Origin of the sequence: Blautia sp. MSJ-9 (assembly GCF_018919065.1) — a bacterium.
GTDB lineage: Bacteria > Bacillota > Clostridia > Lachnospirales > Lachnospiraceae > Blautia_A.
On record NZ_JAHLQG010000034.1, the window covers coordinates 129,276 to 144,660 of the forward strand.

Here is a 15,385-nt window from a genome sequence, read left to right on the forward strand (position 1 = left end):
TTATTACACATTTCTCTTTTGTAGATCACACCTTCTAAAAAAGGAATTGCAGTTACTGTTCTGCACTCTCCTGCTGAACCTGTAAATTTCCCTCTGTACTCTGTGATTCTTCTTCTGCAAATTCTGTAAGATTCTTCCAGGTATCCGGATCTGTTTTTACTTCGACAGAAATATCATCAAACAAATTATCCTGTTCCACATGGATATGTCCCATTTTGATCAGTTCCAGGATGGACAGGAATGTAACGATCACCTGTACTCTGGAACTCTGGCTCTCCAGAAGATCCCGGAAGCTGAACTTCCGGTGCGTGCGGGCAAAATCTCTGACCTCTATCATCTTATCAGAAAGACTGATCTCTTCTTTCTCAATGGTACCGAATTTGCTTCGGATCGGGTCGATCTTGTCCTCCTGTCTGCGGATGATAGATTTGTAAATGGCATTCAGTTTCTCCAGTGTGATCCCTGCAAGCAGTTCTCTGGGATCTACCGGCTCTCTGTACTGAGCAACCTCATCCGGTATGGTAGGATCTTTAAAGAATACATTAGCTGCATCATCCATTTTATCTTTTAATTCATAGGACATGAATTTATACATTTTGTATTCCAGAAGTTTCTCTACCAGCTCTGCACGCGGGTCTTCCTCTTCTCCTTCTTCATTTACCTCTTTCGGAAGAAGCATCTTACATTTGATATCCAGCAATGTGGCTGCCATGACCATGAATTCACTCATGATGCCCAGATCCTCACGTTCCATGGCATGAATATATTCCATGTACTGGTCTGTGATCTCCACAATAGGGATATCATAAATATCTATTTTATTTTTTTCGATCAAATGCAGTAACAGATCCAGCGGACCTTCAAACACTTCCAGTTTTACCGGAATTCCCATAGTGCTGTACTTTCCTTTTCAAATATATTTCGCAATATCATGCATTTCATGCCAATAACATCCAGATTTCCTGACCATTTCTCTGCCTTATTTTTTCAGCATACAAGGCTTGATATCCACGATCAGCAATTCTCTTGGATTATGAATCCGAACCGGAATCGTATGTTCTCCTGCCCCAGCGCTTACCAGCATATGCTGACTGTCTCTGTGGAAATCTCCGCAGCAGAATGCAGGAAACGGCTGGAGCTGAGGAGAAAGCAGGCCTTTATGTCTGCCAAGTCTCACGATCCCGCCGTGATAATGACCACTCAGAGTAAGATCCGCTCCCCAGTCAAAATAGGTATTGCCGTATTTCGGACTGTGTGCAAGCAGGATATTCAGAGTGTCTTTCGCCGGCTCCCCGATCAGTTCTCTGACTTCTTCGGTATGAAGCTTTGGAGAAAAAGGCTTCTTATAATAAATCAGGGGAATTTCCAGGCCATGAATGATCATCCTGTTTTTTCCGACTTCCAATTCACAGAACTCATTATGCAGAATATGGATCCCTTCTGCTTTCAGTCCGCTTTCGTATTCCTGATAATCCTCTGCGATCTCATTCTCTTCAGGATTACTTCTGTACAATTTGTACTCATGATTTCCCAGTGCATAATAAACCGGATACTGTGCTGCAAGTCTCTTCAGAAGCACTGTTGCTGTTTCCATAGTTACAGGATCATTTCTGACGATCATGTCCCCTGCAATAAGGATTCCATCCGGTCTGTATTTATCAATGATTTCGAGAAGCTTTCTGTTCTCATGGCCAAGTTCTACGCCATGAAGATCTGCAATAACTGCAAATCTGACTCCTCTGGCATCTTTTATTTTGTCTGAATGAATCGTATAATGTACAGTTTTGAATCTTTTCATGTAACCTTTTCCTTTAAAATTTCAGATACTGGTCAAGCGAATATTCACAATTGAAGCAGGGGATTTACTTTCCAAATCCACAGTTCGGGAATGTACAGACATCACAGTTCAGGCAGAGTCCGCCTTCCCCGAGATGATTGATCTCCTCTGCTGTGATCTCGTCATCTGCCATCAGTCTCGGCAGGAGCAGGTCAAAGATGGTATTCTTCGCATACATCACGCATCCCGGCAGTCCAAGGATCGGAATCTGTTTTCCGTCTTTCTCATAATAAGAAACCAGCATCATAGCACCTGGAAGTACCGGTGCACCGTAAGATACGATACGGGTTCCTGTTGCTTTGATCGCACCTGGAGTTCTGTCATCCGGGTCAACACTCATACCGCCGCTGCATACCACCACATCGGCTCCGTCTTCAATAAATTTCAGGATATCTGCTGTAATCTGTTCCATGTCATCTCCGGGCATAGTCTGTCCAAGAATCTCTGACGGGAATCTCGCAAATTTATCCTTCAGTACAGGGGTAAAAGTATCTTTGATCAGACCTTTCTGCACTTCACTTCCTGTTGTTACGATTCCGACTTTCTTCTTCTTATATGGAAGAATGGAAAAAATGGGCTGCTCTCCTGCTGTTTCTTTGGCACGATCCATCTTTTCTTTCTCGATCACTAACGGGATGATCCTGGTTCCTGCAAGCTTGTCCCCTTTCTTTACAGGAAAATCGCCATGGCGGGATGCAATCATCATCTCACCGAGTGAATTGACTGCTACCAGCGCATCTCTGCGGATTTTCAATACGCCGTCAATATCTGCGATCAGTTCGATCTTTCCTTCTTTTATATCTGATCCATGCATGGTATCTGAATCTCCGGCACAGATCTGGTAAAGAATCTCTGCACCTTCATTCTCATGAAGAATTCCCTCTTTCTTCTCCCACACATATAAATGTTCTTTTCCTACTGAAAGTAAAAGAGGAATATCCTCTTCTCTTACAATATGTCCTTTCTTAAAAAGCACCCCTTTTTTTACATCTTTGATGATCTGTGTGATGTCGTGGCATAAAATATGGCCGACTGCATCTTCTGTACGGATTTCTTTCATTAATATATACCTTCCTTTATTGTTTTTGCTTCCCGTAATTACCCATTTGGATTTTATTATACATCCTGTCAGTATCTTTTGTCAAAATTGTTATAGTTACTGTAATTCTATTCCCCATATCTTACAGTCTCTGGTTCCAACAACTGCATAATTATCATACACTGCCGGAGATGCCTCAATCACACCCTCACTGACAGATACTGTATCTTCCAGTTTTCCGGTTTTGCCGTCAAGAAGGCGGATATCACCTGTGCTGTTGCAATAAAGAACCTTACCACTTCCGTCTTCATTATAAATACAAACCGGAGAAGACCATGCATAGGAAGAAGAATCCTCCCATGCTTTGGAACCGTCAGATTTTTTCAGACAGGCAAGAACTCCGGAGGCATTGTCAGAAGTCTTGGATACTGTCACATATATGTAATCAGAAAGGCTGTTCTTTCCACATGCAATGGTTGACTGGACTCCTCCGGAAACACCATCGTCTGTATAGCATTCATAATCTGTATGCCAGATGATTTCTCCTGTTTCTGCATCGATTTTCCAGATCGGAATAGTTGCAGAATCATAGCTTCTCCATCCAAGACGGAAAGAAGTACTTACATACAGATACAGATGTCCGTTCTCGATTTCCAGAACAGGTGTAGAGTTTGAATCATCAAGAGTATCCTGTACCCATACAAGCTGAAGCGTATTCATGTTCAGGCACATCAGATTTCCTCCATTGTCAGTCATAAATGCATATCCTTTATAAATTGCCACACTGTCTTCCATTCCGATCCAGAATGATTCTGTACTGCTTCTGGTTCCGTAATAACGCCATTTTACGGTTTTTCCTGGCTGAATAGATAATGTACCATTGTTCTGATCATATTGTGTATTCAGTTTGATCAGATACATAATTCCGTTTTCTCCAGGATAGATCAGAGTGTCTGTTTCCGCATCCACCAGCGCTGACCCGTCAAAAAAGCTCAGACTTCCTCGAAGTGAAAACTCATCATTATCTCCAAACGTATACATAACACTGCAGTCCAGCAGATTCACGACGAATACTCTTGCAGTTCCCTCATTGCTATTGTATCCGGCGCCAACATACATGATCGGATATCCTCTTGGATCCAGAGCTCCTGCCCCCTTAAATGTATATCCAAGATACAATGGGTCACGGGTCTTTTCTCCTGTTTTCAGATCCAGAAAATATACATATCCATCCATGCAGGCATAAATCACTTCAACCAGTTCATCATCTGCTTTGGCTTTTTCAGTCATATTCATATGTGCCTTGACCTCTTTGGGCCATTTTCTCATAAGCGGCTGTCCGGTCCACCCGCTTCCGGTCCAGACTGCACTGCCGGAAGAAAGAGAACCGGTATCTGCAGACCACAGCTTGTTAAGTTTAAAACTGGTCATATTGGCATAACCATGTGTCGGATTATCACGAAAACTGTTTCCACGGAATGTGACAATTCCATCCGCATCTGTGTAATCTTCTCCAATGTTAAAAGAAATATCTGCATCAGCTTTGTAATCTGCAACATTTTCAAGTATACTTCCATCTACTTCAATATTTGTATAACTGATGAGATTTTCCGGTCTGGTTGAGTCTACACAGTGCGGTTCAAAAGGAATCTCTTTGCTCTCTTTCATTTCAACGATATCTTTGGATTTCTTTTTGCCTTTTGTTTTTTTAACTTTTGTTTTCTCTACTTTTGTCTCTTCTGCTTTGGCAGATAATACTTCCCTTGCATTTCCACTGCCAGTCTTTTTACCGGACAAAAAAATCATGCTTCCTGAAAGTACAAGCAATAGTACCAGAATGATGATTCCGCCAATCTTAACCTGTGGTTTCAGACGAAAACTTCTGCGTTTCCGTGCTCTTTCCTGCACGATCGCTTTTTGAAGATGTTCCGGTCTTGCGGATTTTTCCTTGTGTCCACTTTCCCTAAAAGGTGTCTTTCTCTTTTGGTTCATACTTTTCTCCTTAAAAATCTAGTCAGGCAGCTAAAATCATGTGCTTTGCTCCTTGCTCATTCCGCCCCTGCCCTGATGTCTGTAAAAACAGTTTATCATACAACGCCTGATATAGTAAACAATAATATTCGCTCAGCATCTGCAACTGCAAACATCAGGCTACTGTTCACTCCGTTCTCAGTAACAATATTATAGCAATCTTTCCATACCCGGCAATATGCTTCGCAGGATTATCACCCTTCTACGACAACCGAATTCGGGCAAAATATACCGCAAAGTGGGGCGTGCAGATTGCGGGAATGATTTTTCAAACACGCTCTAAAACAGCAACTTACAAATTTTCCAATACCGTCTTCAATGCATCCATATAAGTCGCTTTCGGCACAGTTTTGTCGTATAAAATATCTACTCTGCCTAATTCTCTGTCCCCAGCAGAATAAATCATTTCGCCCGCTTTACTGCCTTTTTTTATCGGTGCATCTACTTCGCGATGAATGCGAAGTTTTCTTTTTACATCAGAAATATTCTGTCCATCGGTGCTGAGATACTGGAATTGTTTCTGATAAGTGAGGGGGACTGTTTTTTCTTTTCCTTTTCTGACCGGTACCTCCGGAAGCGCCTGCATTTTTTTGTCTATGTAGAGACTGCATTTGGAAAAGCCATAGTTGAGCATGGATGCGGCATCTTTGAAACGGACTTTATAGTCGGGAGCAGCCATTACTACTGCGATCAGGGTAATTCCATTCCTCTTTGCTACCGCACTCAGACAGTATTTGGCAATACTGGTACTGCCGGTTTTCAGGCCGACACATCCCTCATAACTGCGGATCAGTTTGTTGGTATTTGTAAGCCCGAATTCACTGGAACCCTGTCTGGTTACGTGAGTGATATTCTCCATCCAGATGGAGGAATATTCCAGAATCTTTGGATATTTTGTAATCAGCTCACGGCTCATAATTGCGATGTCTCTGGCTGTCGTGTAATGATTTGTGGATTCCGTCAAGCCGCAACAGTCTTCAAAATTGGTGTTTTCCATTCCCAGTTCTGCTGCACGCTCATTCATGTGACGGACAAATTCCTGCTCACTGCCGCAGATATGCTCGGCCATAGCTACACTGGCATCATTTCCCGAAGCGATCACAATACATTTGATCAGGGTTTCCACTGTCTGTGTTTCGCCTTCTTCCAGAAATACCTGAGAACCTCCCATGGACCTGGCATGGGCACTGGTTGTTACAACGTCGTCCATTTTCAGATTTCCTTTTTCCAGTGCATCAAAGATCAGGATCAATGTCATGATCTTCGTAATACTGGCCGGACTTCGTCTGGTGTCCTGATCTTTCTGATAAATGACAGTCCCTGTCTGAGCTTCCATCAAAATTCCGGACGGTGCCTGGATCAGGTCTGCAGTCTCTGGCTGCTGGCTGCTGTTTTCCTGTATCGTTTCATCTGTAGAATTGTTCTGTGCTCTGACTGCCAGCGGTGTCAGAAGCATGATAAGTGATATGATACATGCACATATTAATGAAATCCATTTCTTTACCATATTTTCGCTCCGGCAGATATATTCTATTCTATTATAAAAACATTTTTTAGAAAATATGCCTGTATATCTTGTTGCTGAAAAAGATCCTGCAAATACAATCTAAGTCATTTATAAACTGGTTTGATGATGACCCTGACTATTATTTCTTCATTTTAGGTCATCCATGAGCTGGTTTGGCTTTTCTTAATTACTTACATAAAAATAGATGTAATGTATATCTTTTCATATTTATACATTACACCTATTTTTTATAATTCACTTACAGCATCGGAGCAAACACGCGGAAGATATTCTGCATCATACGCACCCCTATATTTCTGTTCAGACAGAATTCCAGCTCTACAGGACGACAGTATTCCATTGTCTGGACAAAATCGTCCTTGATATCCTGTATCACTCTGTTCTTATAAATCCATACACCATCTTCAAAGTGAAGATACAGACTTCGATAATCCAGATTGATAGTTCCTACCACGCCGATCTCATCATCGCACACAAAAGATTTCGCATGCAGAAAACCTGGCTGGTATTCATAGACTTTTACACCTGCTTCCAGCAACTGTTTGTAGTAGGACTGAGTCAGAAGAAATACCAGTTTCTTGTCCGGAATTCCAGGAGTCATAATACGGACATCTACCCCACTCTTAGCTGCCAGACACAGAGCTGTCATCATCTCATTATCAATGATCAGATATGGTGTACAGATGTACACATATTTCTTGGCTTTATTAATAATGTTCAGGTATACATTCTCGCCAACGATCTCCTCGTCCAGCGGAGTATCGCAGAATGGCTGAATAAATCCATCGCTCTCAAATTCTTCTTCATGGTATTTGTGCGGAAAATAAGCTTCATAATCAATGCTCTCATCAGATCTGCCTACAACCGCCCACATATGAAGAAACATAGCTGTCATATTCCAGACTGCCTCACCTTTGAGCATTACTGCAGTGTCTTTCCAATGACCGAACCGCTCCTTCTGATTGATGTATTCATCTGCCAGATTGATACCACCGGTAAATCCTACCCATCCGTCTATGATACAAAGTTTCCTGTGGTCACGGTTATTCTGAATGATATTCAGAAGTGGACGGAACGGGTTAAACACCTGACAGGAAATCCCCTTGGCACGGAGTTCTTCATAATATTTATGCGGAAGTGTGGTAAGACACCCAAATCCATCGTAGATCAGGCGGACATCTACGCCTTCTGCTGCTTTCTCTTCCAGAATATGAAGGATAGTCTGCCACATCACGCCATCATTAATAATGAAATATTCGATAAAAATATATTTCTTCGCCTGTTTCAATTCCCTGACAAGCATCGGAAACATATCATCTCCTACCTGGAAATACTCTGCTGTGGTATTCTCATGAACCGGAAATCTGGAATTATCCGAAATATATCTGGACTGGATCGCAGCTGACGGATTCATCTCTTCCAGCCTCTCTCTTGTCTCAGGCCGATCCTGCAGATAATCCCTGCTTTCCTCAATCCTTTGTTCAAAATGCTGCTGCATGATCGTGGCAATCCTGGAACGTCCGAAAAGGAAATACAGAACGACTCCGAGGATTGGCAGCACCAGGATCAGTATGATCCACGCCAGTTTATACGATGGATTAATCTCCTTGTTCAGAATCCATAATACAATCACAACTCCTGCCAGCTTAAGCAGGATATCTACATATCTGGAATAAGTCGCCAGACGCAGTACCATCATCATGATCCAGCCAAACTGGACCAAAATAGCTACTGCCACATAAAAGATTCTGTTAAAGAGCAGCTTGGCAATTTTCTTTAACAGTAACAGGATCCAGTTTTTCTTTTCTTTCAGTCTTTTGTTGTTCTCTGCTTTCAAGATTATTTCCTTCCCCTGACCGATTCATAAGTACATTTTTGTTACTGTACCTGAATCAAATATGCGTTACTGTTCATTTTATTTTCAGTAACAATGTCAAATTTCATTCCAGATTGTCTGTGGCAATGGAATTTCGGCTTATTTCTCCATTATGATAAAAATCCCTGACAAACTGTCAGGGATTTTTGCGCACAATTAATTATATTTACGTTTTCTTGCGGCTTCAGATTTCTTTTTACGACGAACGCTTGGTTTCTCGTAATGCTCTCTTTTGCGGATTTCCTGCTGAATTCCTGCTTTTGCGCAGCTTCTCTTGAATCTGCGAAGAGCGCTATCTAAAGTCTCGTTCTCTTTTACGATTACGTTTGACATAGACTCACACCTAACCTCCCTCCAGTTGTAGATTGTGCTAAAATACAACTGTCTGGGTATTTTTCTTGCACAAGTGATATTATATATCATTGCCGGTGTGTTCGTCAACATCTTTTTGGTTAAATTTTGCAGAAATTTGAATCTTGTCTATCTGTCACTATTTTGCAGAAAATCCTCTTATATTTCTGGAGAATTTAACCGAATAACAGCAGCCCCTGACTGTTGCTTTCCAATTCTGGCAAAAGTCAGGGACTTATTATTTTACATAAATTCTATTATTTCAGCTGGCCCTCAAGGATTCCTGCTGCTGCATCTACAGCTTCCTGAGCTTTGGCCGGGTTCTTTCCGCCGGCCTGAGCCATGTTCGGACGTCCGCCGCCGCCACCGCCTACGATGGCTGCCACTGCTTTGATCAGGTTACCTGCGTGTGCGCCTGCTTTCTGTGCTGTATCTGTAGCCATGGCAAGAAGGTTTACTTTCTCGCCGTTTACTGCTGCCAGGAGGACAACACCTTCACCAAGTTTACCCTTCAGCTGATCGCCAAGGTCACGAAGTCCGTTCATGTCAACTCCGTCTACTTTTGCAGCGAGGAGTTTCACACCTTTGACTTCTACCACTTTATCCATAACATCTCCCAGAGCGCCCTGAGCCAGTTTGCTCTTTAAGGATTCGTTCTCGCTGGAGAGTGCTTTCACTTCTCCCTGAAGATGTCCGATCTTCTCTACGATCTCCGCAGGATTTGCTTTCAGAGCTTTTGCTACTGCGTGAAGCAGTTCTTCCTGTTTCTTATAGTATTCCAGAACTCCGTTGCCTGTCAGAGCCTCGATACGGCGCACACCTGCTGCGATACCGGATTCAGAAACGATCTTGAACAGCATGATATTGCTTGTATTTGCCACATGAGTACCACCGCAGAGTTCCTTGGAGAAATCACCCATGGATACCACACGTACCTTCTGATCATATTTCTCTCCGAACAGAGCCATTGCTCCGGATTTCTTAGCCTCTTCCACATCCATAACATCTGTACGGACTTCAAGTCCGGCCTGGATTTCTTTGTTTACAAGCGCTTCTACCTGTGCGATCTCATCTGCTGTCATAGCCTGGAAATGAGCAAAGTCGAAACGAAGTCTGTCCGGTGTCACCAGAGAACCTTTCTGTTCTACATGGCTTCCAAGTACTGTCTTTAGTGCTTTCTGAAGAAGATGTGTTGCACTGTGGTTCTTCTCAGTGTCTCTTCTTGCAGCTTCATTTACTTTCAGGGAAACAGTTTCACCTGTGGAGATCATACCGGATTCCATATGACCTACATGACCGAATTTACCGCCACGGAGTTTGATCGTATCTTCTACTACGAACTTACCGTTTGCAGTTTCGATCACACCAGTGTCACCGACCTGTCCACCCATGGTTGCATAGAATGGAGTCTTCTCCACGAAAATTGTACCTTTCTGTCCTTCCATCAGGGAGTTTACAATCTCTGTCTCTGTTGTAAGAACAGTTACTTTGGAATCAAAGGTAAGATGATCATATCCTACGAATTCTGTTGTAACGTTTACATCGATATCATCATATACAGTTGCGTCAGCACCCATATAGTTTGTTACTTCACGTGCAGAACGGGCTTTGTTTCTCTGCTCTTCCATGCATTTCTGGAAGCCTTCTTCATCGATATCATAGCCTTTTTCCTCAAGGATCTCTTTTGTAAGATCCATCGGGAATCCGTAAGTATCATATAATTTGAATGCATTTTCGCCGGAAAGTGTTTTCTCTCCTGCTGCTGTCATTGCATCTTCCATTTCACCAAGGATACGAAGACCCTGGTCGATAGTCTTGTTAAACTGGTTCTCTTCGTTTGTCAGAACTTTGAAGATGAATTCTTTCTTCTCTTCCAGTTCCGGATATCCTGCTTTGGAACCGTTGATCACTTCTTCACTTAATTTAGCAAGGAAAGTGCCTTCGATGCCAAGAAGACGTCCGTGACGTGCCGCACGGCGGATCAGACGGCGAAGTACATATCCACGGCCTTCGTTTGTAGGCATGATACCGTCAGAGATCATAAATGTTGCAGAGCGGATATGGTCTGTGATCAGTCGGATAGATACATCATCGTTGTAGTTTTTCTCATATTCTTTTCCGGAAATCTTGCATACCAAGTTACGCAGTGCGCAGATAGTGTCTACGTCAAAGATAGAGTCTACGTCCTGGACAACAACTGCCAGACGTTCCAGACCCATACCTGTATCAATGTTCTTCTGTTTCAGTGTTGTATAATTTCCGTTACCGTCATTCTCAAACTGGGTAAATACGTTGTTCCATACTTCCATGTAACGGTCGCAGTCACAGCCTACTGTACAGCCAGGTTTACCGCAGCCGTATTTCTCTCCACGATCATAGTAGATTTCTGAACATGGACCACATGGGCCAGCGCCGTGCTCCCAGAAGTTGTCTTCTTTTCCGAAACGGAAGATTCTCTCAGCCGGGATTCCAATCTCTTTATTCCAGATATCGAATGCTTCATCATCTTCCAGATATACAGACGGATAAAGACGGTTTGCGTCCAGTCCTACTACTTCTGTCAGGAATTCCCATGACCAGTGGATTGCTTCTGTTTTGAAGTAATCACCGAATGAGAAGTTACCGAGCATTTCGAAGAATGTACCGTGACGTGCAGTCTTACCTACATTCTCGATATCGCCTGTACGGATACATTTCTGGCAGGTACTTACTCTTGTTCTCGGTGGGATTTCAGCACCTGTAAAATATGGTTTCAGCGGAGCCATACCTGCGTTGATCAGCAGAAGACTCTTATCTCCCTGTGGTACCAGGGAAAAGCTTTTCATTACCAGATGTCCTTTGCTCTCCATGAAGTCGAGGAACATCTGACGAAGTTCGTTTACTCCGTATTTCTTCATAACCTTTTCCTCCTGAATCAGATATGCAGATATTTCTCTGACAGACTCCATAAGAATCTGTTTGGAAATACTCCGCACATCCTGATATTTTTTATAATCCTCTATACATATTCTGTCCGATTTCCAAAAACATAACGTCTTTTTACCGCCGGACCATTTCATGCATTTCTTATATTATATATTATTTTGCCAGAACTTTGTTAAATTTCTTTTTGCCCTTTTTCAGCACTACACCTTCGCCTGTAAGTGCATCTTTGGCAACTACATGTTTCACATCTGTGATCTTCTCACCATCAATGGAAACACCACCCTGCTCGATCGCACGGCGTCCTTCGGAACGTGTCGGAACCATTCCTGCTTTTACAAGCATGGAGATCAGGTCGATCGTTCCTTCTTCTGAGAAATCTTCATCTGTCAGCTCTGTAGTCGGCATATGTGCAGTGTCAGCGCCGCCTGCAAAAAGTGCTCTTGCGCCTTCCTGTGCTTTCTTTGCTTCTTCTTCGCCATGAACCAGATTTGTCAGTTCGTATGCAAGAATTTCTTTTGCTTTGTTTAACTGGCTTCCTTCCCATTTAGCCATCTCGTCGATTTCTTCTAATGGAAGGAATGTAAGAAGACGCATACATTTGATAACATCTGCATCATCCACGTTTCTCCAGTACTGATAGAAGTCGAACGGAGAAGTTTTCTCCGGATCAAGCCATACAGCACCAGACTGAGTTTTACCCATCTTCTTGCCTTCGGAATTCAGAAGAAGTGTGATAGTCATTGCGTAAGCATCTTTACCAAGTTTACGACGGATCAGCTCTGTACCGCCAAGCATATTTGCCCACTGGTCATCACCACCGAACTGCATAGTACAGCCATATTTCTGATACAGCATGTAAAAGTCGTAGCTCTGCATGATCATGTAGTTGAATTCAAGGAATGTAAGTCCACGTTCCATACGCTGTTTGTAGCACTCGTGAGAGAGCATACGGTTTACAGAGAAATGTGGTCCAACATCACGAAGAACTTCTACATAGTTTAAGTTCATCAGCCAGTCAGCATTGTTTACCATTAATGCCTTGCCGTCTGAGAAGTCGATAAAACGCTCCATCTGTTTCTTGAAGCAGTCAATGTTGTGCTGAATGGTCTCCACTGTCATCATCTGACGCATATCAGATCTTCCGGACGGGTCACCGATCATACCGGTTCCGCCGCCTAATAATGCGATTGGTTTATTTCCCGCCATCTGCAGACGTTTCATCAGGCAGAGCGCCATGAAATGTCCCACATGAAGGCTGTCTGCGGTAGGGTCAAAGCCAATGTAAAATGTGGCTTTTCCATTATTTACCATTTCTTTGATCTCTTCTTCGTCTGTTACCTGGGCAATCAGACCACGGGCTTTCAGCTCGTCCCAAACTGTCATTGTTTGTTTCCTCCTCATTATAAAATAAAACAACCCGGTTCCTGTCCGTTTAGGACGAGAACCGGGTCCCGCGATACCACCTAAATTCACAGAAAACTCGCATTCTCTGCCTCCATAAGTAACAAGCCATGCCATTGTTGTAAGAAACAACAATTCTCCCTGTTACTTAAGCATGTTAACGGATGCCACTCCGCTGCAGCCTACTTACCTGTGTGATGTTTCCAGAGTGTTCGGTACAGAGCTCCGGGAGGTATTCACACAAGTTCCCCATGCGCCTCTCACCTGCCGGCTGCTCTCTGTCTGCTTTCCTTATGTTACTCTTTCCCATCTGTGCTTTTTCATATCAGGTCAGGAACAAAATACCTTTTGATCCTGACATCATCATATATCTGCAAGTATACAAATACAATTTTTATTTGTCAAGGAATTTAACATAGATTCCGCTGTATTTTATCAACTTAAAGCATTAATGTATCGCTCTGTTCATTCTTATTCTTTTTATCCTACGATCCAGTCTACAAAGAACACATGTCCCTTATACTGCTCATATTCCAGTTTGCTGAAATTAAGATTCTGCGCCCGGAATGCCGCCGGAGTCATAAAGTATTTATAATTGAAATCCTTTGTCGAAAATCCCGGAAGTGTTCTTTTTGTACCACGATTTACATAATTATTAAAGATTTCCATTGCTGCCTTTGCTGCCGCATAAGCATTGGTCCTGTCTTCAAACTGACCGTTCAGTCTCTTTAACAGTGCTCCATCTGTAACAACTGCATACTGGGTCGGTTTTCCCTGATATACGACATAACGGATCTGTGATGGGAAATCTTTGTCTACATCAATCGTACAGTTCAATACACAAAGGGCAACCGCTTCCATTCCTACAAGTCCCTGATCACCGGCTTCTGAATCACATACTGCTGCAAGCAGATCCAGATCGGATACTGTTCCATCGGCAATTCCCGGATGCTGCACGAACTGCTTCTCCATATAATAGTTTTTGTTATTCTTTGCATCATAAACCTTGACATATCCGTCACTTCCAATCTGATAGTTGGAAGATGTCTTAGTCGCCACACCATCAGAATCAAACAGATATGTAGTTCCGTCAATAGAGGCGATCGTGCCTGCCAGCATAACACCGGATTCATTAAAATAATACTTCTTTCCGTCCAATGTCAGCCATCCGATCTTCGCCTTACCGTCTGACGGGTCAAAATAGTATTTCTTACTTCCTACTGTTCCGAAACCTTTCTGATAACGGACACCTGTTGTCTTTGAAAAATAATAATAATCAGAACCAACTTTCTCAAGTCCCACGTACATGATTCCATTGGATGGTTTAAAATATCTGTAGTTTCCTGCAGTACTCTTTGTCCAGCCTGTACACATACGTCCATTGCTCTGACTGAAATATCTCTTCTGTTCCTGCTTGTTCTCTACCCAGCCCTTTGCCATAACGCCTGAGCCGCTGTAGAAATAGTATTTGTAGTCATCAGAGTCTGTGAGCCAGCCTCTTGTCATAAGGCCTGTTTTCTTATCAAAATGGCGGGTATTTCCATTGGAGTCTGTGATAAATCCAGTCACCATGTATCCCGCACCACTGGTAAAATATCTGATCGCTTTTCCGCTGGAGTCCTTTACCCAGCCTTTTACCTGTACACCTGTACTCTTGTTGAAATAATATTTCTTTCCGTTAAGCTCCAGCCATCCTTTCTGCTTGGAGCCGTCTTTGTTTATGTAATAAGTTTTGCCATTCTGGGTCACAAATCCTGTTTTCGTTGCCGCGGATACACTAACACAGCCCAGTACAAAAACGGTTATTACAAAAAGGAGCAGATACTTTAACAATAGTTTCCCATGTTTCTTCATTCTTATTCCCCGTTTCCTCTCTTCGCTTTTACGCATTGTTTTACGTTTTAATTGGGTTATTGTTGCATTTCTTTCTCAATCATTACAGATTTGTTACAAGTCACATTATATCCGATTCATATATTATTGTCAACTTGTGAAAACTGCCAATTCTTCCCTTTCCCATTACGCTGATTTACAAAACCTTTCAGCTATTTCTCTCGAACAAATGGCTGTTTCTGTGAAAAAGTATTGTTTTCGCCGCTGGCTGTAACACATTTCAGATCCACACATATGATATGAGTGTAAAGAAATTCTGGAGGATTTAACATGAGTGACTTAGCTGCTACAAATTGCGGATGCGGAGAAGACAGAGGCGGATGTGGATGCAATAATAATGGCTGCGGATGCGACAACGGATGCAATAACGGCTGGGGACTTTCCTCCCGTCTTTAGGATTTAGCACTATCATTTTTTGCAGTACCAAAAATTCGACCACTACTCAAACCAGCATATTTGCTGGCTTTTTTTCTTTTTAAAAAACTTGACAAAATATTTTTTACC

Annotated in this window: 11 protein-coding genes and 1 pseudogene; 2 read left to right on the forward strand and 10 right to left on the reverse strand. The window is 42.6% G+C overall.

Going from position 1 to position 15,385, the window contains the following annotated elements:
* Window positions 1-52 precede the first annotated feature (52 nt).
* The 4 genes from KQI87_RS09665 to KQI87_RS09680 all read right to left on the reverse strand — a co-directional run bounded on the left by KQI87_RS09665 (window position 53) and on the right by KQI87_RS09680 (window position 4,868).
* On the reverse strand, window positions 53-892 hold the full coding sequence (locus KQI87_RS09665; RefSeq protein ID WP_216459960.1) for a segregation and condensation protein A: 840 nt from the start codon (window positions 890-892) through the stop codon (window positions 53-55).
* Window positions 893-979: 87 nt separating this feature from the next.
* A complete protein-coding gene (locus KQI87_RS09670; RefSeq protein ID WP_216459961.1) occupies window positions 980-1,798 on the reverse strand; it encodes a metallophosphoesterase in 819 nt (272 codons plus the stop codon).
* Between the two features lie 64 nt (window positions 1,799-1,862).
* Window positions 1,863-2,897 (reverse strand): molybdopterin-binding protein, encoded by a 1,035-nt coding sequence (locus tag KQI87_RS09675; RefSeq protein WP_216459962.1) that lies wholly within the window; start codon window positions 2,895-2,897, stop codon window positions 1,863-1,865.
* A gap of 96 nt (window positions 2,898-2,993) precedes the next feature.
* On the reverse strand, window positions 2,994-4,868 hold the full coding sequence (locus KQI87_RS09680; protein ID WP_253292448.1) for an outer membrane protein assembly factor BamB family protein: 1,875 nt from the start codon (window positions 4,866-4,868) through the stop codon (window positions 2,994-2,996).
* A gap of 215 nt (window positions 4,869-5,083) precedes the next feature.
* On the opposite strand from KQI87_RS09680, the pseudogene KQI87_RS17540 reads away from it, so the two are divergent.
* Window positions 5,084-5,158, forward strand: a pseudogene (locus tag KQI87_RS17540) (DUF6783 domain-containing protein); the annotation flags it as partial.
* 41 nt (window positions 5,159-5,199) lie between these two features.
* Here KQI87_RS17540 and KQI87_RS09685 read toward each other — a convergent pair.
* From KQI87_RS09685 to KQI87_RS09710, 6 genes are all read right to left on the reverse strand, one after another.
* Window positions 5,200-6,414, reverse strand: coding sequence for a D-alanyl-D-alanine carboxypeptidase family protein (locus KQI87_RS09685; protein WP_216459963.1), 1,215 nt, complete (start codon window positions 6,412-6,414; stop codon window positions 5,200-5,202).
* 259 nt (window positions 6,415-6,673) lie between these two features.
* Window positions 6,674-8,272: a cardiolipin synthase gene (gene cls, locus KQI87_RS09690; protein ID WP_253292449.1), complete on the reverse strand. Its 1,599-nt coding sequence runs from the start codon at window positions 8,270-8,272 to the stop codon at window positions 6,674-6,676.
* A gap of 195 nt (window positions 8,273-8,467) precedes the next feature.
* A complete protein-coding gene (gene rpsU / locus KQI87_RS09695; protein WP_004222305.1) occupies window positions 8,468-8,644 on the reverse strand; it encodes a 30S ribosomal protein S21 in 177 nt (58 codons plus the stop codon).
* 275 nt (window positions 8,645-8,919) lie between these two features.
* Entirely contained in the window at window positions 8,920-11,559 is a 2,640-nt protein-coding gene (gene alaS / locus KQI87_RS09700; RefSeq protein WP_216459964.1) for an alanine--tRNA ligase, read from the reverse strand.
* Between the two features lie 181 nt (window positions 11,560-11,740).
* Window positions 11,741-12,970, reverse strand: coding sequence for a tyrosine--tRNA ligase (gene tyrS, locus KQI87_RS09705; protein ID WP_216459965.1), 1,230 nt, complete (start codon window positions 12,968-12,970; stop codon window positions 11,741-11,743).
* Between the two features lie 498 nt (window positions 12,971-13,468).
* Window positions 13,469-14,842, reverse strand: coding sequence for a cell wall hydrolase (locus KQI87_RS09710; RefSeq protein ID WP_253292450.1), 1,374 nt, complete (start codon window positions 14,840-14,842; stop codon window positions 13,469-13,471).
* 309 nt (window positions 14,843-15,151) lie between these two features.
* On the opposite strand from KQI87_RS09710, the gene KQI87_RS16815 reads away from it, so the two are divergent.
* Window positions 15,152-15,277: a hypothetical protein gene (locus KQI87_RS16815; RefSeq protein WP_256444816.1), complete on the forward strand. Its 126-nt coding sequence runs from the start codon at window positions 15,152-15,154 to the stop codon at window positions 15,275-15,277.
* The last annotated feature ends 108 nt before the right edge of the window (window positions 15,278-15,385 follow it).